Genomic DNA, 22,886 nt, shown 5'->3' with positions numbered 1-22,886 from the left:
TGCGCCGAAAGTAGATTAAAAAGTAGTCGATTCTAGCGCTTTAACATCGCGCGTATATCCGCCAGGGCGGTGTTGCCGCGAACGGCCTTCACCTCGGTCGGGGTGTCGTCATTGCCTTCCCAGGCCAGGTCATCCGGCGGCAGTTCGTCCAGGAACCGGCTGGGGGCACAATCGATGATTTCGCCGTATTGCTTGCGCTTGGCGGCAAAGGTGAAGGCCAGTGTCTGACGTGCGCGGGTAATGCCCACGTAGGCCAGACGCCGTTCTTCCTCGATGGTGTCGGCTTCGATGCTGGAGCGGTGCGGGAGGATTTCCTCTTCCATGCCCATGATGAACACATAGGGAAATTCCAGGCCCTTGGACGCATGCAAGGTCATCATCTGTACACCTTCGGCGCCGTCTTCCTCTTCCTGCTGGCGCTCGAGCATGTCGCGCAGCACCAGCTTGCCGATGGCGTCTTCGACGGTCATTTCGCCGTCTTCGTCTTTTTCCAGGGTGTTCTTCAACGCTTCGATCAGGAACCAGACGTTGCCCATGCGGTAATCCGCGGCCTTGTCGCTGGAACTGTTGGTGCGCAGCCAGTTTTCATAGTCGATGTCCATGACCATGCTGCGCAGGGCGCTGATCGGGTCTTCGCCGGCGCACTGCTCGCGCACCTTGTCCATGAAGCGCTTGAAGCGCGACAGGCGATCGGTGAAGCGCGTGTCCAGGTGTTCGCCCAGGCCGATTTCGTCGGTGGCGGCGTACATCGAGATCTTGCGTTCGGTGGCGTAGTTGCCGAGCTTTTCCAGGGTGGTAGAACCAATCTCGCGGCGCGGCACGTTGATCACGCGCAGGAAGGCGTTGTCGTCGTCCGGGTTCACGATCAGGCGGAAGTAGGCCATCAGGTCTTTCACTTCCTGGCGTCCGAAAAAGCTGTTGCCGCCTGACAGGCGATACGGCACCTGGTGGTGCTGCAACTTCAGTTCGATCAGCTTGGCCTGGTAGTTGCCGCGATAGAGGATCGCGAAATCGCTGTAGGGCCGGTCGGTGCGCAGGTGCAGGCTGAGGATTTCCACGGCCACGCGCTCGGCTTCGGCGTCTTCGTTGCGGCAGCGGATCACGCGGATCTCATCGCCGTGGCCCATCTCGCTCCACAGTTGTTTTTCAAACTCGTGGGGGTTGTTTGAGATCAGCACGTTGGCGCAACGCAGGATGCGGCTGGTGGAGCGGTAGTTCTGCTCCAGCATCACCACTTTCAGGGACGGGTAGTCGTCCTTGAGCAGCATCAGGTTTTCCGGGCGGGCGCCGCGCCAGGCGTAGATCGACTGGTCGTCGTCGCCCACCACGGTGAACTGGTTGCGCGTGCCGATCAGCAACTTCACCAGCAAATATTGGCTGGCGTTGGTGTCCTGGTATTCGTCCACCAGCAGGTAGCGCACCTTGTTCTGCCACTTTTCGAGGATGTCGGCGTGTTCCTGGAACAGCTTCACCGGCAGCAGGATCAGGTCGTCGAAGTCCACCGCGTTGAACGCCTTGAGCGTGCGCTGGTAGTGGGTGTAAACGATGGCGGCGGTCTGTTCCTTGGGGTTGCGTGCATTTTCCAGGGCTTCGGGCGGCAGGATCAGGTCGTTTTTCCAGGCGCCGATCATGTTCTTGATCTCGTCGACGCCGTCGTCGCCCGCGTATTCCTTCTGCATGATGTCGGTCATCAGGGCCTTGACGTCGGTCTCGTCGAAGATCGAGAAGCCCGGCTTGTAGCCCAGCCGCACATGCTCCTTGCGGATGATGTTCAGGCCCAGGTTGTGGAAGGTACACACCGTGAGGCCACGGCCTTCGCCCCCCTTGAGCAGGGTGCCGACGCGCTCTTTCATTTCCCGCGCCGCCTTGTTGGTAAAGGTCATGGCGACGATGTACTGGGCGCGGATGCCACAGTTCTGGATCAGGTGCGCGATCTTGCGGGTGATCACGCTGGTCTTGCCGGAGCCTGCACCGGCGAGCACCAATAGAGGGCCGCCGACGTAGTTCACGGCTTCTTGCTGCCGGGGATTGAGTCGGGACATACGGAATTCAGGGAGTCGTTGTTCAAAAGGGCGGGCATTTTAACAGGCTGGCAAGATTCTGCTGCCCTGGATCGACGGTGTGACGTACCACTCGATCTAAATTTGCCGCTTTTGATACTTTGCCGCAGGATGTCTGGGTTTTTAAGACAATTGCTTACAGCCTGCGTATTTGATAGCCCCTATCATTGGTGATTATCAGGCCGCACGTCATAATGCCCGCCGCCAACGAATTTTTGCAGAGTCTAGGGAGCTAGCTTGTCTACGCCTGTCGAACCCTTGCGTTTGCTGCTACTGGCCGATACGCCTGAGTGGGCAGCGTTGTTGCGCGAGTGCCTGGCGCCGATGGGCGATGGGGCTGTGCTGATCAGCGCGCCAAACTGGGACTCGGTGAGTCGTCTGTTCGACGACGACGACAGCGCCGTGCTGTTGACCACGCCCAGCCTGCAACCCGGCCCTGGCCGTTGCAGCTTGCCGTGCGTGTTGTTGCTGGAGCAGGAACCGCTGGTTTCGCCGCTGGGCGTCAGTGATTGGCTGATCCGCAATGCGTTGGACGCTGACACCCTGCGTCGTTGCCTGCGCCATGTGCGTGAGCGTGGTGTGCTGGAAAACACTCTGCAGCGCCTGGCCGAACAGGACCCGCTCACCGGCATCGCCAACCGCCAGGGCTTCCAGACCCTGCTGGCCGCACGGTTGGCCGAGAACGAAGGTCGCGGCCTGGCCCTCGGTCACCTGGACCTCGATAATTTCCGCCATGCTAACGATGCCCTCGGCCACCAGGCCGGCGACCGCCTGATCCTGCAAGTGGTCTCGCGGCTTAAGAGCCAGCTCGAAGCCGGCGATCAACTGGCGCGCCTGGGCAGCGACGAATTCGCCCTGCTGATCGATACGCGTCGCGCGCCCCAGCGTGCGGAGTGGATGGCCGAGCGCATCACCGAAGCCATGGCCGAGCCTTATTGGGTGGATGGCGAAAGCCTGCTGATCGGCTGCAGCCTGGGCGTGGCCCATGCCCGGGCGCGTGCCGGCGCCGACCCGCTGATGTGGCACGCCCATATCGCCATGCAGCAAGCCAAGAGCACCCAGGGCTGTACCTTTCATATCTTCAACGAACGCATCAACCGCAACGCGCGCAGCCTGGCCGACCTGGAAAGCGAGCTGCGCCGTGCCTTGCGCCGCGATGAGCTGGAGCTGCATTACCAGCCGCGCCTCGACCTGGACGACGGGCATATCGTTGGCCTGGAAGCCCTGGTGCGTTGGCGCCACGGCGAGCGTGGCCTGTTGCCGCCGAGTGAATTCGTGCCACTGGCCGAACAGAGTGGGCTGATTGTACCGTTGGGTTACTGGGTGATTTCCCGGGCCTTGCGTGACATGCAAGACCTGCGCGAACGCGGCCTGCCGCCGCTGCATATGGCGGTAAACCTGTCGTTTCGCCAGTTCCAGGACAGCCAACTGCTTTCTACGCTGAGCCGGCTGATCAGCGAGCGCGGCGTGGAAGCGCAATGGTTGGAATTCGAACTGACCGAAACCGCCGTGATGCGCCGCAGTGACCTGGTCAAGCAGACCATGGACGCCCTTGGCCGTTTGGGCGTGCGGTTTTCCCTGGATGACTTCGGCACCGGTTTCTCTTCGTTCGTGCACCTCAATAGCCTGCCGATTGCGTTGCTGAAAATCGACAAGAGCTTCGTCGGCGGCATGGAAGAGCGTGAGGAAAACCGCAAGCTGGTGCACGCCATGATCAACCTGGCGCACAACCTCAATCTGGAAGTGGTGGCCGAAGGTGTCGAGACTCCCGAGCAACTGGCACTGTTGCGGTTGTTCGGCTGCGACCAGGCCCAGGGTTACCTGATCAGCAAGCCGCTGCCGTTGCCGGAGTTGGTGGAATACCTGACCTTCGGCAATGGCCAGCGCACCTGCGTGAGCGAGGGGCTCTAGTCGACCTGTGCAGCCTGAAAGCCGGTGTCGGCTTCGGGCTCCTGGCCTTCCCGGCGAATCATCCGCTTCATCTTCGCTTCAAACGCCCAGGTCAGGCTAATCGCGGCGCAGGCCAGGCCCAGCGCCAGGCCCCACCACACGCCGGTGGGACCCCAGCCCAACGTGAAGGCCATCAACCAGGCTGAAGGCGCGCCAATCAACCAGTAGCAGCCTGCACCGATCAGGAAGGTGGTCTTGGCGTCTTTGAGCCCGCGAATGCAACCCATCGCGATGGTTTGCACGCCGTCGAACAGCTCAAACCAGGCGGCGACGGCGAGCAGGCTGACGGCCAGGACGATCACATCGTGGAACGCCGGGTTGTCGTGGTCGATTAGCAGTCCAATCAACGGGTCTGAAAACAGCCACAGCACGGCGGCAAATCCCAGCATTATTGCCGCGCCAAAGCCTATGCCGACGCGCCCGGCCATGCGCGCATGCAGCAATTGCCCGGCGCCGTAGTGCTGGCCGATGCGCATGGTCACCGCGTAGGACATCCCCGCGGGCACCATAAAGGCCACCGACACGATTTGCAGGGCGATCTGGTGCGCTGCCAACTGCGTGCTGCCCATGGTGCCCATGCACAGTGCAGCAAAGGCAAACAGCCCGACCTCCACCGCATAGGTACCGCCAATCGGCAGGCCCAGGCGCCACAGCTCGCGCAAGTACTGGGTGTTGAGGCGCAGCAGCCCGGTGCCCAGCGGGTAGGCTGCATAAGCCCGGTTGCTGCGGATGTACCACATCAATGCCAGCGCCATGCTGTTGGCGACAATGGCCGTGACTAAACCAATGCCCATCAAGCCGAGCTTGGGCAGGCCGAACATGCCTTCGATCAGCGCGTGGTTGAGCAGGTAGTTGACCACCGTGCCGCCGAGGCTGATCACCATCACCGGAGTGGCCTTGCCGATGGCGCTGGTGAAACCGCGCAGGGCCATGAAGCTCAGGTAGCCAGGCAGGGCGAACGGCAGCATGGTCAGAAATTGCCCTGCCGAGTGCACGTTGGTTTCGGTCTGGCCGAACATCAGCAGCACCGACTTGAGGTTCCACAGCAGCAGGGCCGCCGCCAAGGCCATCAGCCAGGCCAGCCACAGCCCGGCCTGGGTCAGGCGGGTGGCGCCTTCGATATCACCCGCGCCGTGGCGGATCGCAACCAAGGTGCCCACGGCGGCAATCACGCCGATGCAGAAAATCGCGACGAACGAATAACTCGCCGCGCCCAGGCCGCCACCGGCCAGGGCTTCGGGGCTCAGGCGCGCCATCATCAGGGTGTCGGTCAACACCATCAGCATGTGTGCCAACTGTGAGGCAATCAACGGCCCTGACAGCCGCAGAATGGCCCAGAGTTCGGTACGTGCCGGATGCTGCATGATCATCACGCTCAAAAAGTCAGAGGGTTGGGGAGGGTTTGATTCTCGGCGCTTCCAGCCCATTGCACAAAGGGATAAATGCGATCGTTTGCATGATTAAAACTCATGTCTGATTGATTCTGGTAGGGTTTCAGCACTGTGCTGTCGGAGCTTTCCCAATGTCTCGTCGTCTTCCTCCTCTTTATGCGTTGCGTGCCTTTGAAGCGGCCTCCCGGCACAGCTCCTTCACCCGCGCTGCGGAGGAGCTGTCGATTACCCAAAGTGCGGTGAGCCGACATATCCGCACGCTCGAAGAGCATTTCGCCTGCCGCCTGTTCCAGCGCAACGGCCGCGCCTTGCAGCTCACTGAGGCGGCGCGCCTGTTGTTGCCCGGCGTGCGGGAAGGGTTTGCGGCGCTGGAGCGGGCCTGCCATACCTTGAATGCCGAAGATGACATCCTGCGCATGAAGGCCCCCTCCACATTGACCATGCGCTGGCTGCTCGCGCGGCTCAGCCGCTTCCGGGCGCTGCAGCCGGGCAATGAGGTGCAACTGACCAGCGCCTGGATGAGCGTGGACGAGGTGGACTTCAATCAGGAGCCTTTCGACTGTGCGGTGCTGCTGAGCGATGGGCATTTTCCAGCGGATTGGGAGGCCCGTTACCTGTTCCCGGAGCTGTTGATTCCTGTCGGTGCGCCGAACCTGCTGGAGGATGGACCTTGGGATGCCGCGCGCCTGGCCACCGCCGAATTGCTGCACCCCACGCCCGACCGGCGAGATTGGCGCAATTGGCTGGAGCGCATGCAGCTGTCGTCCCAAGTGTCACTCAAGGGTGGGCAGGTGTTCGACACCCTGGAGCTGGGCATGATCGCTGCTGCGCGGGGCTACGGCGTGTCCATGGGCGATTTGCTGATGGTGGCTGAAGACGTCGCCCAGGGACGATTGAGCCTGCCGTGGCCGACGGCGGTGGCCAGTGGGGAAAATTACTACCTTGTGTGGCCAAAAACCCGCCCTGGCGGCGAGCGCTTGCGACGGTTGGCGGATTTTCTGCAAGGCGAGGTGCAGGCGATGGTGTTGCCTGCGGTAGAGCGCCTCGACTGAAGAGGTGGAAGCGTTGGTTCGCAACCGTTTGCGTCATACCCCTGTGAATCGCTCAAGTATTGCTGCGGCCAGCCGAAGTAGGTGTGTTGGAACTATCGTGCACCAACGTTTCCCATCAGATAATTTGCCGAGCAGCGCTATGAGATCAGGATGATCCTGGCCTCGGCCAGGAGCTGTCATGTCTCAACCTCGCGCCCGGATTGCCTCCCAGTTAGGCCTCGCGTTAGCCGTGATTCTGGCTGTCGTTATCAGCGGCAGTACGGTGTTTGCCTTGCGTTCCCTCGACTCCGCCAACCTCGACACCCGCGAGGAACACCTGGCCAGTGAGGCGCGTCTGCTCGCCGACCAGCTCAATACCTTCCACGGCACCTTGCGCGAGAGCACTCAGCGTTTGAGCGGGCTGTTTGAAAAGCGCTTCGGCGCCGGGTTGAGCGTGCATGCGGACCAACCCGTGACCGTAGCCGGTGTTCAGACGCCCAGCCTGTACCTGGGCAGCGAGGTGCTGAATAACAACTTTGATGAAGTGGATGAGTTCAAGCAAATGTCCGGCGGCGTGGCCACCGTATTTGTGCGCAGTGGCGACGACTTCATCCGGATCAGCACGTCCCTGACCAAGCAGGATGGCAACCGCGCCATCGGCACCGTCCTCGACCGTCAGGGCCCGGCCTATCAGCGCGTTGTGGGTGGGCAGACCTACATCGGCAGGGCGGTGTTGTTCGATCGCTCCTACATGACCCAGTACAGCCCGGTGCGTGACAGCGGCGGTAAGGTCATCGCCGTGCTGTTCATCGGTTTTGACTACACCGATGCGCAGAACGCCCAATTCGAAAACCTCAAGCGTTTCCGAATTGGCCAGACCGGTTCCCTTGCGCTGCTGGATGAGCAAAAGCACTGGCTGGTGCCACCCGCCGGCGTGCAGGCGCTGGATCAATCGGTGCCGGTGATGCTGGACCTGGCCAAGACCCCAGGAAAAGGCCGCTTCTGGAGCGACAAGAACGAAGATTTCTATAGCGTTTCGGTACCATTCGAAGGTGGTCCGTGGGCTGTAGTCGCGAGCATGCCGAAAGCTGAAATCCGCGCTGTGACCTGGGCGGTGGGTATTCGCCTGGTGATCGGCAGCGTGCTGGCGATGTTGCTGGCGGTGGGCGCCACGGTCTGGCTGCTGCGCAGCAAGTTGCAGCCCCTGAGTGACCTGGTGCGTCAGGCCGAGTCCCTGGGGGCGGGCGATCTGAGCGCGCGCTTGAACGTGTCCAGCCATGACGAAATCGGCCAACTGGCGCGCAGCTTCAACCAGATGGGCGAAGCGCTGTCGACCATGGTCTCGCATATCCGTAACGCAGCCGAAGAGGTCAACAGCCGCGCCCAGGCCTTATCCGGTTTGTCCGGCGGTGCCTATGAGGGCATGGAGCAGCAATCCGGCGAAATCACCAGCATGGCCGGCGCGGTAGAGGAGTTCAGCGCCACGTCGTTGAATATCGCCGACAACATGGGCAATACCGAACGCCTGGCCCAGGAAAACGCCCAGCAGACCCGCATTGGCCGCACCTCGATGCAGGAAGCGTCGTCGTCGCTGGAACACATCGCCACCGCCCTGAACAGCACGGCCACGGTGATCAACACCCTCGGCCAGCGCTCCCAGGAAATCGGCGGGATCGTCGGCGTGATCACCTCGATTGCCGAACAGACCAACTTGCTGGCGCTCAACGCCGCCATTGAAGCCGCCCGCGCAGGGGAGCAAGGCCGTGGGTTTGCTGTGGTGGCCGACGAAGTACGTAACCTGGCGTCGCGTACCCGTGAAGCCACCGATGAAATTTCCGGCATGATCCAGAGCATTCAGAAGGAAACCGGCAACGCTATCAGCACCATGGAGCAAGGCAACGCGCTGATGCAGGAAGGCCTGTCGCGCAACGCCGACGTGGCCTCGGCCCTGGCACGTATCGACGAGCAAAGTCGCTCGGCCGGCCAGCAATTCGCCGCGATTACCACCGCCACCCAAGAGCAGAGCAGCACCGCGACCTTGCTCAGCAGCAACCTGCAGAGCATCGCGCTTGCCAACAGCGAGCAGCGGGAAGTGGTGTCCAACCTGGCGATTACCGCCAAGGAACTGGAGACATTGGCGGCGAGCCTGCGCCATGAGGTGGATCGGTTTCGCTGAGCCACCGCTGTACAAAATGTGGGAGGCTTACCCCCTCCCACATTTGGCTCTGCGCCAAGCTTAAGTGATCGCCGCCGGGCGGTATTGCAGGGCCTCTTTCAGGTGGTCGCGGGTAATGGTATCTACCTGATCCAGATCCGCCAGGGTGCGTGCCACCTTGAGCAGTCGATGGGCCGCGCGCAGCGATAGGGTCAGTCGTTCACAGGCCGTTTCCAGCCAGCTTTCATCCACCTTCGCGAGCTTGCAGTGCTCGCGCAGCCCCGGCAGATCAAGAAAGGCATTCGCACAGCCCTGGCGCTTTTGCTGATGCTCGCGAGCCTGGGCGACCCGCGCTGAGGCATGGGCGGTATCCTCGCCCATCTGTTGGATCGGGTTCAGCGCTGTCGTTTCCCTCGCCACGGTCAGGTGCAAGTCAATCCGGTCCAGCAGCGGTCCTGAGAGCTTGTTGCGATACCGCTGAATCTGCTCCGGCGTACAGCGACAGCGCCCGCTGGGTTCGCCCATATAGCCGCAAGGGCAGGGGTTCATCGCCGCGACCAGTTGGAAGCGCGCCGGGAAACTCACTCGGTCGCGAGCGCGGGAAATCACGATATGCCCCGACTCCAGCGGTTCACGCAGCACTTCCAACACCTTTCGATCAAATTCCGGCAGCTCATCGAGAAACAGCACCCCATGATGAGCCAGGGTAATTTCTCCTGGCTGTGGTTTTGAGCCGCCGCCCACCAGTGCCGGGCCTGATGCCGAATGGTGCGGTTGGCGAAACGGCCGGTGAGGCCAGTGGCTCAGCGGTGCCAGGCTTACAACCGATTGAATCGCGGCAACCTCCAGCGCCTCCTGTTCGCTCAACGGCGGTAATAAACCTGGCAGGCGGCTGGCGAGCAAGGTCTTGCCGGTGCCGGGCGGCCCACTGAACAAAAGGTTATGCGCGCCCGCTGCCGCAATCAGCAACGCTCGTTTGGCCGCGAGCTGGCCCTGGACTTCACTCAGGTCCGGATAGGGCTTGTTCAAGTACATCAAACCATCGGACTTGTATGGCTCGATCGGCACATGCCCATTCAGGTGCGCCACCACTTGCAGCAGGTGGTCCACCGCAATCACCTTCAACCCCGACGCCAGGCACGCCTCCTCGGCATTCGCCCGCGGCACTATCACGGTGCGCCCGGCCTTGCGTGCCGCCAACGCCGCCGGCAACACCCCTTTCACGGCGCGCACCTCGCCGGACAGCGCCAGTTCCCCCAGGCATTCCACGTCATCGAGCATCAGCGCCGGCACCTGCACGCTGGCCGCCAGGATTCCCAGGGCAATCGCCAGGTCAAAACGGCCGCCGTCCTTGGGCAGGTCGGCGGGCGCTAGATTGAGGGTGATCCGGCGGGCAGGGTATTGCAACGCGGAGTTGAGAATGGCGCTGCGTACGCGGTCCTTGCTTTCCTTGACCGCGGTTTCCGGCAGCCCCACCAGCGTCAGGGACGGCAGACCATTGGCCATATGCACCTCGACGGTGACGGCAGGGGCTTCGACGCCGATCTGGGCGCGGCTGTGGACGATGGCGAGGGACATGCTCGTTCCTTGAAAAGGGGAGGCCGCTTCCTGCGGTTTTTCAAGGGTAGACGAGGTGGGGAAGAGCGAGGCGGGGAGGTTTTACAGAACGTATCCAGAACAAAAGGTTGAGCAAATGTGGGAGGGGGCTTGCTCCCGATAGCAATGTTTCAGTCAGCATTGATACCGGCTGATACACCGCCATCGGGAGCAAGCCCCCTCCCACACTGATCGCATTTATTCAGCAGGAGGGGTCAACCGCGCTTCCAGCTCTGCAACTTTCGCCTCCAGGCTCTCCAACCGCGCACGGGTGCGGGCAAGAACCACCATCTGGCTATCAAACTCTTCCCGGCTCACCAGGTCGAGCTTGCTGAAACCGCTTTGCAGCAAGGCCTTGAACTGGCTTTCGATTTCATTGCGGGGCAGCGGGGTGTCGCCGCTGAACAGACGAGAGGCGTGGCCGCTCAGGGCGTCGAGGAGGTCTTTGGGCGCGAGCATGGGGAATATTCCGGAAAACTGTTGGCGGGCAGTGTATCACGCAGCGTCTATAGTCTTTTTTACGGCCTGAGTCGCACGCTTTTCGCGCATCAGGCTGGGCGGCTATGCGCTGTTTTAGTGCGCATTGCCGTCGCCAGATAGCCCCGCTGGTGGGCTTGAGTGGGCAAAGGACTGATTTCAGTGATTTTTACGGAGCTGGCAAGGTTTCTGCTTAGACGATCATGACCCATGCACTGATGCAGTCGCTGTGACGAATGCAGTGCGCCGACGGATCAGGGGTACAGGTTTCGTCACCAGTGGTTCGCTGGCGTCGCAATGGCAACTGCCCTGCGACGATGCGTTACAAAGCCAGGCACTGCGCTTAGACTTGAGACGGGTTTGTTTTCCTGGGGCAAGTCCACCAATTCGGGAGAGAGTTTTCATGAAGCTAGTCACTGCCATCATCAAGCCGTTCAAGTTGGACGATGTACGCGAGTCGTTGTCCGAGATCGGCGTGCAGGGCATTACCGTTACTGAGGTCAAGGGCTTCGGTCGGCAGAAGGGTCACACCGAGCTGTATCGCGGCGCGGAATATGTAGTCGATTTCCTGCCGAAGGTGAAGATTGATGTCGCTATTGACGACAAGGATCTTGACCGGGTTATCGAGGCGATAACCAAGGCCGCCAACACCGGCAAGATCGGTGACGGCAAGATCTTCGTGGTCAATCTGGAACAGGCTATTCGCATCCGTACCGGCGAAACCGATACCGACGCAATCTAAGCCGCCAAACCCCAACGCCCCAGGAGAAAACAATATGACTCTGCGTAAATTCGCAGGGCTCGGAGCCCTGTTGTCCATCGTAATGCCAAGCCTGGCCATGGCGGCAGACGAAGTGGCTGCTCCAGTCCTCAATTCCGGCGACACCGCCTGGATGCTCACATCCACTGCGCTGGTGCTGTTCATGACCATTCCAGGCCTGGCGCTGTTCTACGGCGGCATGGTGCGCTCCAAAAACATTCTTTCGGTAATGATGCAGTGCTTCGCCATCACGGGCCTGATCAGCATCCTTTGGGTCGTCTACGGCTATAGCATCGCGTTCGATACCACGGGTATGGAACAGGGTGTGGTCAACTTCAACTCCTTCTTCGGCGGCATGGGCAAGGCGTTCCTGGCGGGTGTGACCCCGGCCAGCATCACCGGGCCGGCTGCGCTGTTCCCGGAAGCAGTGTTCATCACCTTCCAGATGACCTTCGCCATCATCACACCGGCACTGATCGTCGGTGCGTTCGCCGAACGCATGAAGTTCTCCGCCATGCTGATCTTCATGGCTATCTGGTTCACTCTGGTCTATGCGCCAATCGCCCACATGGTGTGGAGCGGCAACGGTGGCCTGCTATGGGACTGGGGCGTGCTGGACTTCGCCGGCGGCACCGTGGTGCACATCAATGCCGGTGTTGCTGGCCTGGTGGCGTGCATCGTGCTCGGCAAGCGTAAAGGCTTCCCGACCACACCAATGGCGCCTCACAACCTGGGCTACACCCTGGTGGGTGCTGCCATGCTGTGGGTTGGCTGGTTCGGCTTCAACGCCGGCTCTGCGGCTGCGGCCAACGGCACCGCCGGTATGGCGATGCTGGTGACTCAGATTGCTACCGCTGCTGCAGCACTGGGCTGGATGTTCGCCGAGTGGATCACTCACGGTAAGCCAAGCGCACTGGGCATCGCCTCGGGTGTCGTGGCTGGTCTGGTAGCCGTTACGCCGGCCGCGGGCACTGTTGGCCCGATGGGCGCTCTGGTGATCGGCCTGGTGGCCGGTGTGATCTGCTTCTTCTGCGCCACCAGCCTCAAGCGCAAACTGGGCTATGACGACTCCCTGGACGCATTCGGCGTGCACGGTATCGGCGGTATCGTCGGTGCGATCCTCACCGGTGTGTTTGCAGCCCCTGCATTGGGCGGCTTCGGCACCGTGACTGACATTGCAGCTCAAGTCTGGATCCAGTGCAAAGGTGTCGGCTTCACCGTGATCTACACGGCCATCGTCACCTACGTCATCCTCAAGGTGCTGGACATGGTCATGGGCCTGCGTGTCACCGAAGAGGAAGAGGCTGTCGGCCTCGACCTGGCGCAACACAACGAACGCGGCTACAACCTGTAAGTACGCGAAAAAAAGATGCCCGGCTTGCCGGGCATTTTTTTGCCTGGCGTTTGTCAGTCATAACAAGCTGTGCCGGTTTTTGCGCAGAGTTTGTCATGCACTTTCCACCGTGCGAATGTCTTACAGGCATGTAGGCGTATTCGGCACTTTGTTTTTTCCCAGAGCGCGCTAGAATGCGCGCCGATGGGCGGAGAACTGTATGTGGCAACAGACCCTGATTACCCTGCGGGCCAAGCCCCGGGGCTTTCACCTGGTGACTGACGAGTTGCTTGCCGGTTTGCCTGAACTGAAGGCCTGCCGCGTGGGCCTGTTGCACCTGTGGCTGCAGCACACCTCGGCCTCGTTGACCGTCAACGAGAATGCCGATCCGGCGGTTCGTCGTGACTTCGAGCGTTTTTTCAACTCGCTGGTGCCGCAGGGCCGCGCCGGGTTCGAACACAACGACGAAGGTCCGGATGACCTGCCGGCGCACTTCAAGGCCAGTCTCCTGGGCTGCCAGCTGAGTTTGCCGGTCAAGGCCGGCCGCTTGGCGATAGGGACCTGGCAAGGTGTTTATCTGGGCGAGCACCGTGATCATGGCGGTGCTCGTAAAGTCCTCGCCACCTTGCACGGTGATGGGGCATAAGCCACTGGTTATCCGGTGGATGTTGATTTTTCCCCGGTGACCTCGACAGAGGATGAAGCTGGGCTATAACTAATCTGCTTTTCGCAAGTCATGAGGTAGAACATGAGCGACGATGATCTGGAAAACGACGACCTCGAAGTAGGTGACGACGACGAGGCCGAAGATAGTCTTGATGCGGCAGCAGTTGACGACGTTGCTGACGAGGCCGATGACGGTGGTGGCGATGACGCGGCTCCCAAAGCCAAGGGCAAAGCCAAGGCTGCTGTTTCGGTAGATGAATTGCCGAGCGTTGAAGCCAAGAATAAAGAGCGCGATGCGCTGGCCCGTGCGATGGAAGAGTTTCTTGCCAAAGGCGGCAAAGTGGTTGAAGTCGAGCCCAATGTGGTTGCAGACCCGCCCAAGAAGCCGGATAACAAGTACGGCAGCCGACCTATCTAAGGTCAGCCACCTGCTTGCAAGAAAAAGCCCGCCGTCGCTGCGGGTTTTTTCATGCCTGTAATAACCGGCTACAGGTCACCCCCCAATCAAGTGTGGGAGGGGGCTTGCTCCCGATTACAGTAGGTCAGTCAATACATCGGGAGACTGATACACCGCTATCGGGAGCAAGCCCCCTCCCACATTTTTCTCACCCGTATTACTGCCAGCTACGAAGTAACGCCGGCAACTCCGTCAGGCTGCGAATCTGTGCGTCCGGGAGTTTATCCCCTTCCCACACCTTGTCCGACGGGTTAAACCACACCGCCCGCAGCCCCGCCTGCTGCGCCCCAGCAATGTCGTCCCCGGGGTGGTCGCCAACATGCACCGCCGCACTGGCATCTACTCCGCCGCGCTGCAGCGCTTCCTGGAACAGCCGCGCATCCGGCTTGGCGATGCCAATATCTTCAGCGCGCAGCGCAAAGTGAAAATAGTCCGCCAGGCCAACACGCTGCACATCGGCATTGCCATTGGTGATCACACCCAGCAGAAAGTGCTGGCGCAGTGCTTGCAGCATCGGCTCGGCTTCTGGGAATGGCGTGAGCTGATGGCGGGCGTGAATGAACGCTTCGAAACACACATCGGCCATTTCCGTGGCCTCAGGCTGTGGGTAACCGGCCTCTTCAAACGCATGCATCAAGACTCGGTGGCGCAGGACGCTGATGCGGTGTTTGAGTTCGGGATGACGTTGCAGTACCTGCTGGCGAAGGCTGGCAAAATGCTCCAGGGGCAGGTCGCCAACTTTGGCGGCGTGGGTGGCCAGCCATTCGCGCATCGACGCTTCGGCACCGATGATGACGGGTACGTTGTCCCAGAGCGTGTCGTCCAGGTCGAAGGTGATCAGCTTGATACTCATGAGTCGCCGCCCTTGATGCGTTTGGCCCGTGGATGGGCGCTGTCGTAGACCGTTGCCAGGTGTTGGAAGTCCAGATGGGTGTAGATCTGCGTGGTCTTGATGTCGGAATGGCCGAGCAGTTCCTGCACGGCGCGCAGATCCTGGGACGATTCCAGCATATGGCTGGCAAAGGAGTGCCGCAGCATATGCGGGTGCAGGTTCTGCCCCAGCTCGCGCTCGCCCGCGGCCTTGACCCGAACCTGGATGGCCCGTGGCCCCAGGCGCCGGCCTTGCTGGCTGATAAACACCGCGTCGTCCACCGGGTTGGCCAGGGCGCGCAGCGGCAGCCAGGTTTGCAGGGCTTCGCGGGCTTTCCTGCCCACCGGCAGCACCCGGGTCTTGCTGCCCTTGCCGAGCACCTGCACCAGGCCGTCGGCCAGGTCCAGTTGATCGAGGTTCAGCCCCGTCAGCTCCGACAGGCGCAGGCCTGAAGAGTAGAACAGTTCGAGGATCGCCTGGTCGCGGTGGGCGAGGAAGTTGTCCTCCACGGCGCCATCGAGCAATTGCAAGGCGCGGTCGGTATCCAGGGTCTTGGGCAGGCGTCGCTCGCCTTTCGGCGGAGCCAGGCCATTGGCCGGGTCGTGGTCGCAGAGGCCTTCGCGATTGAGGTAGTGATAGAGGCCACGCACCGCCGACAGCAGGCGCGACAGGCTGCGTGAGGACTGGCCCGCCTGGTGCAACCTTGCGATCAGGCTGCGCAGGCTCTGGATATCCAGGGCCTTCCAACTGGCGATCTGCTGTTTTTCGCAGTAGGCCAGGACCTTGTTCAAGTCCCGTCGGTAAGCTTCCAGCGTATGGGGCGACACCTGGCGCTCGTTGCGCAGGTGAGCGCAATAAGCGTCCAGTTGCCGTTCCATGCTAGCGCACCGCGCGAAGGGCGGTGGTGAAGCGCGGCAATACGCGGCCCAGCACTTCGGCGATGTAGGTCAGGAACAGCGTGCCCACCGAGCTTTTGTAGTGCGCGGGATCGCGGCTGGCAATGGCCAGTACGCCGTGCAGGCCTTGATGGCTGAGGGCGACTACAGCGGTAGAGCCGATCTGCTTGCGCTGTTCGGCGCCGAACAGGAAGTCCAGTTCATGCTCGCGCAAGGTGCCGCTGATGGTCTTGCCTTCGGAAAGCAGGCCGCCGATCGCGGTTTGTGCGTCGTTGCCGCTGACCCAGCGACCTACCGGCATCGGGTTGTCGCTGAACAGGATCAGGCTGACAAAAGGCACCTGGAAGTCCTGGCGCAGGCTGTCTTCCACGGCAATCACCGTTTCTTCCAGGCTGCCGGCGTCCATCAGGGTAAGAATCAGGCGGCGGGTTTTCTCGAACAGACGGTCGTTGTCGCGGGCGACATCCATCAGGTGCGAGAGCTTGTGGCGCATTTCGATATTGCGCTCGCGCAGGATCTTCATCTGTCGCTCCACCAGCGATACGGTATCGCCACGCTGGTGGGGGATGCGCAGGGCCGGCAGCAGTTCTTCGTGTTCGACGAAGAAGTCCGGATTAGCCTCAAGGTACGCCGCGACGGCAGCGGCCTCCAGACTTTCGCTCGGGGTTGCTTGTGCGGGCACTTGAGGCTTATCGGTCATTGGCTTGGCTCACTCATAGACGGACCTGTCCTTCGTATACGCGCGAGGCCGGCCCGGTCATCATCACCGGGTGGCCAGGGCCTGCCCATTCGATGGACAAGCGTCCACCGGGCAGGTCGATCAACAGCGGCGAATCCATCCACCCCTGGCTGATCGCGGCCACGGCAGCGGCGCAAGCACCTGTACCGCAGGCCTGGGTTTCGCCGGCGCCGCGTTCCCACACACGCAATTGCGCGCGGGAACGGTCGATCACCTGCAGGAAGCCCACATTGACCCGCGCCGGAAAGCGCGGGTGGTGTTCGATCTTCGGCCCCAGTTCATGCACGGGCGCAGTGTTGATGTCGTTGACCCGCAGCACGGCATGGGGGTTGCCCATGGAGACGGCCGCCAGGTCGACGATCTTGCCGTCGACATCCACTGCATAGCTGGTGGCCTGCTCGCTGGCCTGGAACGGAATATCCGCCGGCACCAGGCGTGGCGCGCCCATGTTAACGCTGATCTGGCCGTCGCTGCGGATATCCAGCTCGATCACACCGCTCTTGGTCTCGACGCGAATCTGCCGCTTGGCGGTCAGGCGCTTGTCCAGCACAAAGCGTGCAAAGCAGCGCGCACCGTTGCCGCACTGTTCCACTTCGGAGCCGTCGGAGTTGAAGATCCGATAACGGAAATCCACCTCCGGGTTGCTTGGCGCCTCGACGATCAACAATTGGTCGAAACCAATCCCGGTATGCCGGTCGCCCCACTGTTTAGCGTGCTTGGGCAGGATGTGCGCGTGCTGGCTGACCAGGTCGAGGACCATGAAATCGTTGCCCAGCCCGTGCATCTTGGTAAAACGCAGCAGCATGGCTTACTCCGGCAGCAGGCTTTCGCCAGCATACAACTCGGCTACCGTCTCGCGGCGACGCACTTCAAACGCTTGATCACCGTCCACCAGCACCTCGGCGGTACGCCCGCGGGTGTTGTAGTTGGAACTCATGACAAACCCGTAGGCACCGGCCGAATGCACGACCAGCAGGTCGCCTTCTTCCAGGGCCAGTTGACGATCCTTCGCCAGGAAGTCACCGGTCTCGCAGATCGGGCCGACGATGTCATAGGCGCGCACTTCGCTGTTGCGAGGCGTCACCGCGGTGACATTCATCCAGGCCTGGTACAGCGCAGGGCGGATCAGGTCGTTCATCGCCGCGTCGACGATGGCAAAGTCCTTGTGCTCGGTGTGCTTGAGGTACTCGACCTGGGTCAGCAACACGCCGGCGTTGGCGACGATATAGCGGCCCGGCTCGAACATCAGCGTCAGGTCGCGGCCTTCGATGCGCTCACGCACGGCCTGGATATAGTCGGCGATCGCCGGGGGCTCTTCATCGCGATAACGCACGCCCACGCCACCGCCGAGGTCGATGTGGTGCAGGTAGATGCCGCATTCGCCCAGGCGGTCGATCAATGCCAGCAGGCGGTCGAGGGCATCCAGGAACGGTGGCAGTGTGGTCAGTTGCGAGCCGATATGGCAGTCGACACCCAGCACCTCCAGGTTCGGCAGCTGGGCGGCGCGGATGTACACGTCTTCGGCGTCGGCAATGGCGATGCCGAATTTGTTCTCTTTGAGACCGGTGGAAATGTACGGGTGGGTGCCGGCATCGACGTCCGGGTTGACGCGCAGGGAGATCGGCGCACGAACGCCCATCTCGGCCGCGACGACTTGCAGGCGCTCCAGCTCGTCGGTGGATTCGACATTGAAGCAATGCACGCCGACTTCCAGGGCCCGGCGCATGTCCTCGCGGCTCTTGCCGACGCCGGAGAACACGATCTTGTCGGGCTGGCCGCCGGCGGCCAGGACCCGTTCCAGCTCGCCACGGGAGACGATGTCGAAACCGGCGCCCAGACGCGCCAGGACATTCAGTACACCCAGGTTGGAGTTGGCCTTGACTGCGTAGCACACCAGGTGCGGTACGCCCTCGAGAGGGTCGGCGAACGAGCGGTATTGGGCTTCGATATGCGCACGGGAGTACACGTAGGTCGGGGTACCAAAGCGCTGGGCAATCGCGGACAACGCCACGCCTTCCGCGAACAGCTCGCCGTCCCGGTAGTTAAAAGCGTCCATGGAGTTCCCTTATTCGTAGGTGTCGTGCTTATGCGCTTTGGATGGCTTTTGCGACGATTGCGCCTGTTCATTCGGGTCTTTGCTGTCATCGGGCAGGTACAGCGGGCCTTTTTGACCACAGGCACTAACGAGGCAAGCGACCGCGACGAGCGCAGCAAGGGAAGAGATCAGGCGCTTCATGGCGAAATCCTTGAATATGCATTAATTGCGCCCGAGTATACCGACCACCCGCCAGCTTGCCTATGCGCTGAAATACCCGTCCGGCGGGGGTTTGCCGAGATGGTCGGGAAGCGGACTACGCTGGTTGAGGATATTTCACGCCGTCAATCGTGCTGAAATCGGTATCCTTTGCAATCGGGGAGGCTCGCCCGTATCGTGCGGCGCTTGAGCAAAACCAGACACTTTTGAGGTTGCCACAATGAGTTTGACCGAAGCCCGTTTTCACGACCTGGTGGATGCGACCCAGCAGGCGCTGGAAGATATTTTTGACGATAGCGGCCTGGATGTGGACCTGGAAAACTCGGCCGGCGTGCTGACCGTCAAGTTCGAGAGTGGCCAGCAACTGATCTTCAGTCGCCAGGAACCGCTGCGTCAGCTGTGGCTGGCGGCGCGCTCCGGTGGCGTTCACTTCGACTACGACGAAGAAAGCGGCAAATGGCAGTGCGACAAGAGTGAAGAGTTGTTGGGCGAGATGCTCACGCGCCTGGTCCACGAATATACCGGCGCCGAGCTGGACTTTGACGAGATCTGATCGTGAGCCAGCCTGCACTCGTACGCCCGCCCAAGCCGCTGTTCAGTAACGTCAGCCCGGCGGTGCCGTCACCTTGTATCAGTTTGTGTCGCCTGGACGAGCAAAAAGTCTGCCTCGGCTGCTTCCGCCATGTGGAAGACATCCGTGAATGGCGCTCCGCCGATGATCAGCGGCGCCGAGTGATCGTGGCCCAGGCCGAGCAACGCAAGGCGGCGTCTTGAGCCCGTCTTGTTTATTTGCGCTGCTGTGATAGTGTCCGGGTACGCCTCAACTCATCGAGGCCCGTGAGAACCCCGCCTTTTCCTGGCGGGGTTTTGCTTTTTTGTGCAGAAAAAAGGAGTCTGCCTGAATCATGACCGCACCTTCCATCATCCTCACCCGTCTTGATGTGCAGCGTCTTGAGCAATTGATCGACCGTATGGACGAGACGCAGCCGGGCGTTATTGCGCTGCAAGCCGAACTCGACCGCGCCGAAGAAGTGGTTGGCCACGATGAAGTGCCTGCAACGGTCGTGACCATGAACTCCAGCGTGCATTGCCGTGAGCAAGGCAGCGGCAAGGACTACCACCTGACCCTGGTCTACCCGAAAGATGCGAATGCAGATGAGGGCAAGATTTCGGTCCTGGCCCCGGTGGGCAGTGCCTTGCTTGGCTTGCAGGTAGGGCAGCACATCGATTGGCCGGCACCGGGTGGCAAGACCCTCAAGCTTGAACTGCTCAGCGTTGAAGGCCAGCCGAAAGATGGCGGTGCCTTCCCTCTCTAAATCTGGCTCAGCGCTTCATTCAGCGCGAGCTCCAGCTCGGCCTTGTAGCGCAGATACAAATTGCTTGGGCTTTGCACATCACCGAGCAGCCCCGACAGGTCGAGGTCGGTGATGTAGCAGCGGTAGCGCTCGGCTTCCCGGCGTTGACCGACGATCTCCTGGGCGACCACGGCAAAGAGCTGGTCGCCGAATTCCAGTTCTGAAAACTCCCGCTGATTGCAGTACAGGGTAATGCCCACCTGGCCCTGCGCCGCCTTGCCGATAATCGCCTGCACGTCATAAAACGGTTTGTTGGCGGGATTTTGCGGGGCCGGCCGCGGCTCGACGCCGCGCGCGCGCGTGCCTCCCGACGGCAACAGTTGGTAGTACAAGGTTTGCACCTCGCCCAACGGTTGTTGCGTATCCAAAGGCGACAGCGCTTCCCGGCGATAGATGATCGACTGCAAAAAGCGCTGCAGCGGTGCCAACAGGCTCTGCTCATCATGAAACGGCAAGCTCTGCTGCCAGAGCGCGTTGAACTCATCCAGCACATACAGCTCGGCGAAGCCTTCATTGACCCGGTAGAACACCTGCACGCAATCGGCCATGCCCATGGGCAGCAACAGCGCCAGGTCGTGGTCTTCCAGGGCCATGGCATCCAGATGCAGCGGGCTGTAGCTGGCCAGCTCCTCACTGAGATAGGCGACCAGTGCATCCTGGGTCGCCAGCGATACGTGGGTGGCCTGGCCCGGCATCAACTCCATCACGTGATAGTGCTGCTGCACTTGGAGCAAGTAGCGGTGATTGCCTTGACCCAGCAGCAGGTTTTGCGCGGTATCGAAGACTTCTTCCACGCGCTGGGCAATGAATTGCGCACGGTTATGGCAAAAACAGCGTACCCGCAGGCGTGGCAAGTGATCTGACGGCAGTTGATTGAGGTAGTCGCGCAGGCAATCGAGCAGGGCGTGCGGGCCGTCGTAGCGGCTGACCATCACCTCGTTCCAACTGTTGAGGGTGACCTGGTCCAGGGTCAGTACGAGGTTGTCGCGCACACCGGCATAACTCAGGGAGTCGGTGCGCTCCGTCGTCATCAGGATATTGAGGTCGCGATGATGCTTGAGTGGGTCGACGCCGACGTTGATCAGCAGCAACACTTCCTCGGGCACCGCCGAGCGCAGCAGGCGCGCTTCATCAACGCTGGCCAGGGGGAGGGCGATCGTCTGTTGCAGGCTGCCCAGCAGGTTGAACAGCTCGAATTCGGTCATGTCGCTGGTGCCGGGGTGCAGCGCCAGGCGGGTGCTGCTGTCGATGACGCCGTTGCGGTGGCACCAGGTGAGCATTTCCAGCAGGTCGCGGCTGCGCTTGATCGGCGCGAAGTGCTCCCACTCCAGGGCCGTGAGGTTGCCGTTGTACAGGCCCCAGTGGTGCTGGCCGGGCTCCTTGCGGTTGGGCGATTGCACCAGGGTCAGGGTGTCTTCGGCCAGGTCCGGGGCGATGCCGGGGTTGATGAATTCGACTTTGCCCGCCTTGCGTTCAAAGGCAGCGTACAGGCGCCGACCGAGCACATTGAGGTCACGCTTGTTGATCAGGCTGACGGTCTGTTCGGTACGGGCGAATTGGGTCAGGAAGCGATAGCTGTAGTTCAGCTCGCTGACCAGGGCCCGACGCTCGGAGGCCACCTGGCGTACTTTCCACTGGCTGCGGCTGTCCAGCAGCGCCAGTTGGCGCTGGTCCCAGCCCCACTCATGGGCCAGGCGTTCCAGCAACAGCCGTTGCCAGCTGGCATTGCGCTGGCCGGCGCTGAGTTTGCGGTTGACCTTCAGGTACAAGGCGCGGCGCACCAGTTCCAGGCGCTCGGGCTCGTTGCGTGCCCTGAGGTATTCCTCGATACGGCGGTACACCACGATGTACGGGTCCAGCTCATCCAGGTCCATCTGGTTGGCGAACACCGCGCGCTTGAAGCGCAGGCTCAGGCAATGCACGTTCGGGTGCTCGCTGGCGTAGACCTCGGTCAGCAGCAGCTTGAGTACCGATTTGTACGGCGACTCGATGCCCTTGAATAGTTGCCACAGCCCGGCACCAATGAATTCACCGGGAGGGATGCGCGCCAGGTGGCCGAGGTCGAGGGTTTCATCGGCGCGGATAAAACGTTTTGAGATCAGTGTGTGGGTGAATTCCGCATAGCGGGTTTCTTCATACACCGGCACCAGCCACCAGATCGGCGTGCGCCCGGCCAGCCAGATGGCTGTGCGGTAGAACTCGTCCAACAACAGGTAGTGCTGGGTCGTGCCGCAGTCGTCGGAGCTCAGCTGCGTATCGCGCTCGCCGAGTACGAAGCGCGTCGGCTCGATCAGGAAGAAGTGTGCCTCGGCGCCCATCGTGAGGGCCCAGGCTTCCAGCAGTTGGCATTTTTTGCGCAGCTCCGCGAGCTCGTTTTCACCCAGGTCGGGGGCGTGGCACACCCACACATCCATGTCACTCTGATCGGCCTGGGCCAGGGTGCCGAGGCTGCCCATCAGGAACAGGCCATGGATCGGTTTGGGTTGATTAACCGGACGCGGCTTGTAAGAGAACGAGCGGGTCAAGCGCTGGGCTTCGGTCAGGGCCTGGGCGTCGGGCTCGAAGTTCGACAGCCCGGCTGGCGTGCTGCCCGATACGTAACCTGGCAACAGCGGATGATTGACGTGAAAAAACAGCGGCAGCAGGGTCAGCACGCTTTGCTGGCGCGGCGTCAGCCCTTCGACGGCACGAGCCATGCGACCTTCATTGAGGGCCATGAAGCGCGCGCGCAATTGGGCCAGCACCTTGCGGTCGATGCCTTCGTCCAGGTCAGGGCGGATTTCATGGGTGCGGGTCATGTCGAACTCGGTGGCTCGCAGGGCCCGACATGGGCGGCCATGTAGGAGTTTACATTCAGTAGTGCAGGAGGTTTAGAGGGAAATGGTTTTTGACGTC

General features: G+C 61.4%; 21 protein-coding genes. 10 read left to right on the top strand and 11 right to left on the bottom strand.

All coding sequences use genetic code 11. The annotated features are described in order from the left end of the window. Positions 1–32: 32 nt before the first annotated feature. Positions 33–2,042, bottom strand: coding sequence for a DNA helicase Rep (rep, locus tag FBY10_RS07280; protein WP_027608306.1), 2,010 nt, complete (start codon positions 2,040–2,042; stop codon positions 33–35). Positions 2,043–2,297: 255 nt separating this feature from the next. On the opposite strand from rep, the gene FBY10_RS07275 reads away from it, so the two are divergent. Next, positions 2,298–3,971, top strand: a complete 1,674-nt coding sequence (locus FBY10_RS07275; protein WP_131697632.1) for a bifunctional diguanylate cyclase/phosphodiesterase — start codon at positions 2,298–2,300, stop codon at positions 3,969–3,971. Here the strand turns inward: FBY10_RS07275 and FBY10_RS07270 are convergent. Next, positions 3,968–5,380, bottom strand: a complete 1,413-nt coding sequence (locus tag FBY10_RS07270) for a NorM family multidrug efflux MATE transporter (RefSeq protein WP_145337424.1) — start codon at positions 5,378–5,380, stop codon at positions 3,968–3,970. The genes FBY10_RS07275 and FBY10_RS07270 overlap by 4 nt on opposite strands. Before the next feature lie 152 nt (positions 5,381–5,532). Between FBY10_RS07270 and FBY10_RS07265 the strand changes: the two genes are divergently transcribed. Both FBY10_RS07265 and FBY10_RS07260 read left to right on the top strand, forming a co-directional pair. Further along, positions 5,533–6,453, top strand: coding sequence for a LysR substrate-binding domain-containing protein (locus tag FBY10_RS07265; RefSeq protein ID WP_131697630.1), 921 nt, complete (start codon positions 5,533–5,535; stop codon positions 6,451–6,453). 178 nt (positions 6,454–6,631) lie between these two features. Further along, on the top strand, positions 6,632–8,608 hold the full coding sequence (locus tag FBY10_RS07260; RefSeq protein ID WP_131697629.1) for a methyl-accepting chemotaxis protein: 1,977 nt from the start codon (positions 6,632–6,634) through the stop codon (positions 8,606–8,608). Between the two features lie 60 nt (positions 8,609–8,668). On the opposite strand, the gene FBY10_RS07255 is transcribed toward FBY10_RS07260, so the two are convergent. Continuing rightward, positions 8,669–10,165, bottom strand: coding sequence for a YifB family Mg chelatase-like AAA ATPase (locus FBY10_RS07255; protein WP_145337425.1), 1,497 nt, complete (start codon positions 10,163–10,165; stop codon positions 8,669–8,671). Positions 10,166–10,381: 216 nt separating this feature from the next. Next, positions 10,382–10,642 (bottom strand): accessory factor UbiK family protein, encoded by a 261-nt coding sequence (locus FBY10_RS07250; protein WP_027608312.1) that lies wholly within the window; start codon positions 10,640–10,642, stop codon positions 10,382–10,384. Positions 10,643–11,063: 421 nt separating this feature from the next. Between FBY10_RS07250 and glnK the strand changes: the two genes are divergently transcribed. The 4 genes from glnK (at position 11,064) to sutA (ending at position 13,837) form a co-directional block, all read left to right on the top strand. Then, the gene (glnK, locus tag FBY10_RS07245) at positions 11,064–11,402 is read left to right on the top strand and encodes a P-II family nitrogen regulator (RefSeq protein WP_002555808.1); all 339 of its coding nucleotides are present in this window, start codon (positions 11,064–11,066) and stop codon (positions 11,400–11,402) included. A gap of 34 nt (positions 11,403–11,436) precedes the next feature. Next, positions 11,437–12,774 carry an ammonium transporter gene (locus tag FBY10_RS07240; RefSeq protein ID WP_131697627.1) on the top strand — a complete coding sequence of 446 codons (1,338 nt, stop codon included), beginning with the start codon at positions 11,437–11,439 and terminating at the stop codon, positions 12,772–12,774. Positions 12,775–12,973: 199 nt separating this feature from the next. Continuing rightward, positions 12,974–13,399, top strand: a complete 426-nt coding sequence (locus FBY10_RS07235; protein ID WP_065938004.1) for a secondary thiamine-phosphate synthase enzyme YjbQ — start codon at positions 12,974–12,976, stop codon at positions 13,397–13,399. Positions 13,400–13,501: 102 nt separating this feature from the next. Further along, positions 13,502–13,837 carry a transcriptional regulator SutA gene (gene sutA, locus FBY10_RS07230; RefSeq protein WP_131697626.1) on the top strand — a complete coding sequence of 112 codons (336 nt, stop codon included), beginning with the start codon at positions 13,502–13,504 and terminating at the stop codon, positions 13,835–13,837. A gap of 196 nt (positions 13,838–14,033) precedes the next feature. Here the strand turns inward: sutA and FBY10_RS07225 are convergent, their stop codons facing one another. Genes FBY10_RS07225 through FBY10_RS07200 form a run of 6 tightly spaced genes read right to left on the bottom strand, consistent with a single transcriptional unit; the run spans position 14,034 to position 18,618 of the window. Then, complete coding sequence (locus FBY10_RS07225) at positions 14,034–14,729, bottom strand: HAD family hydrolase (RefSeq protein WP_131697625.1); 696 nt, start codon at positions 14,727–14,729, stop codon at positions 14,034–14,036. Further along, positions 14,726–15,625, bottom strand: a complete 900-nt coding sequence (gene xerC, locus FBY10_RS07220) for a tyrosine recombinase XerC (protein WP_145337426.1) — start codon at positions 15,623–15,625, stop codon at positions 14,726–14,728. Before xerC ends, FBY10_RS07225 begins: the two co-directional genes overlap by 4 nt. Position 15,626: 1 nt before the next feature. Continuing rightward, positions 15,627–16,343, bottom strand: a complete 717-nt coding sequence (locus FBY10_RS07215; RefSeq protein WP_131697623.1) for a DUF484 family protein — start codon at positions 16,341–16,343, stop codon at positions 15,627–15,629. 13 nt (positions 16,344–16,356) lie between these two features. Further along, the gene (dapF, locus tag FBY10_RS07210) at positions 16,357–17,187 is read right to left on the bottom strand and encodes a diaminopimelate epimerase (RefSeq protein WP_131697622.1); all 831 of its coding nucleotides are present in this window, start codon (positions 17,185–17,187) and stop codon (positions 16,357–16,359) included. A gap of 3 nt (positions 17,188–17,190) precedes the next feature. Further along, a complete protein-coding gene (gene lysA / locus FBY10_RS07205; protein ID WP_145337427.1) occupies positions 17,191–18,438 on the bottom strand; it encodes a diaminopimelate decarboxylase in 1,248 nt (415 codons plus the stop codon). 9 nt (positions 18,439–18,447) lie between these two features. Next, positions 18,448–18,618 (bottom strand): lipoprotein, encoded by a 171-nt coding sequence (locus tag FBY10_RS07200; RefSeq protein ID WP_010207449.1) that lies wholly within the window; start codon positions 18,616–18,618, stop codon positions 18,448–18,450. Between the two features lie 238 nt (positions 18,619–18,856). Here FBY10_RS07200 and cyaY point away from each other — a divergent pair, with 238 nt between their 5' ends. The 3 genes from cyaY (at position 18,857) to rnk (ending at position 19,952) form a co-directional block, all read left to right on the top strand. Beyond that, positions 18,857–19,189, top strand: a complete 333-nt coding sequence (cyaY, locus tag FBY10_RS07195) for an iron donor protein CyaY (protein ID WP_032884360.1) — start codon at positions 18,857–18,859, stop codon at positions 19,187–19,189. Between the two features lie 2 nt (positions 19,190–19,191). Next, positions 19,192–19,410, top strand: coding sequence for a DUF1289 domain-containing protein (locus tag FBY10_RS07190; protein WP_131697620.1), 219 nt, complete (start codon positions 19,192–19,194; stop codon positions 19,408–19,410). A gap of 131 nt (positions 19,411–19,541) precedes the next feature. Beyond that, positions 19,542–19,952, top strand: a complete 411-nt coding sequence (rnk, locus tag FBY10_RS07185; protein ID WP_065948746.1) for a nucleoside diphosphate kinase regulator — start codon at positions 19,542–19,544, stop codon at positions 19,950–19,952. On the opposite strand, the gene FBY10_RS07180 is transcribed toward rnk, so the two are convergent. Then, positions 19,949–22,789, bottom strand: a complete 2,841-nt coding sequence (locus tag FBY10_RS07180) for a class I adenylate cyclase (RefSeq protein ID WP_145337428.1) — start codon at positions 22,787–22,789, stop codon at positions 19,949–19,951. The genes rnk and FBY10_RS07180 overlap by 4 nt on opposite strands. Positions 22,790–22,886: the final 97 nt, after the last annotated feature.

This window comes from Pseudomonas sp. SJZ103 (assembly GCF_007828335.1).
Classification (GTDB): domain Bacteria; phylum Pseudomonadota; class Gammaproteobacteria; order Pseudomonadales; family Pseudomonadaceae; genus Aquipseudomonas.
Note: the sequence above shows the minus strand (reverse complement) of the source record. Positions and strands in the feature narration are given on the sequence as shown.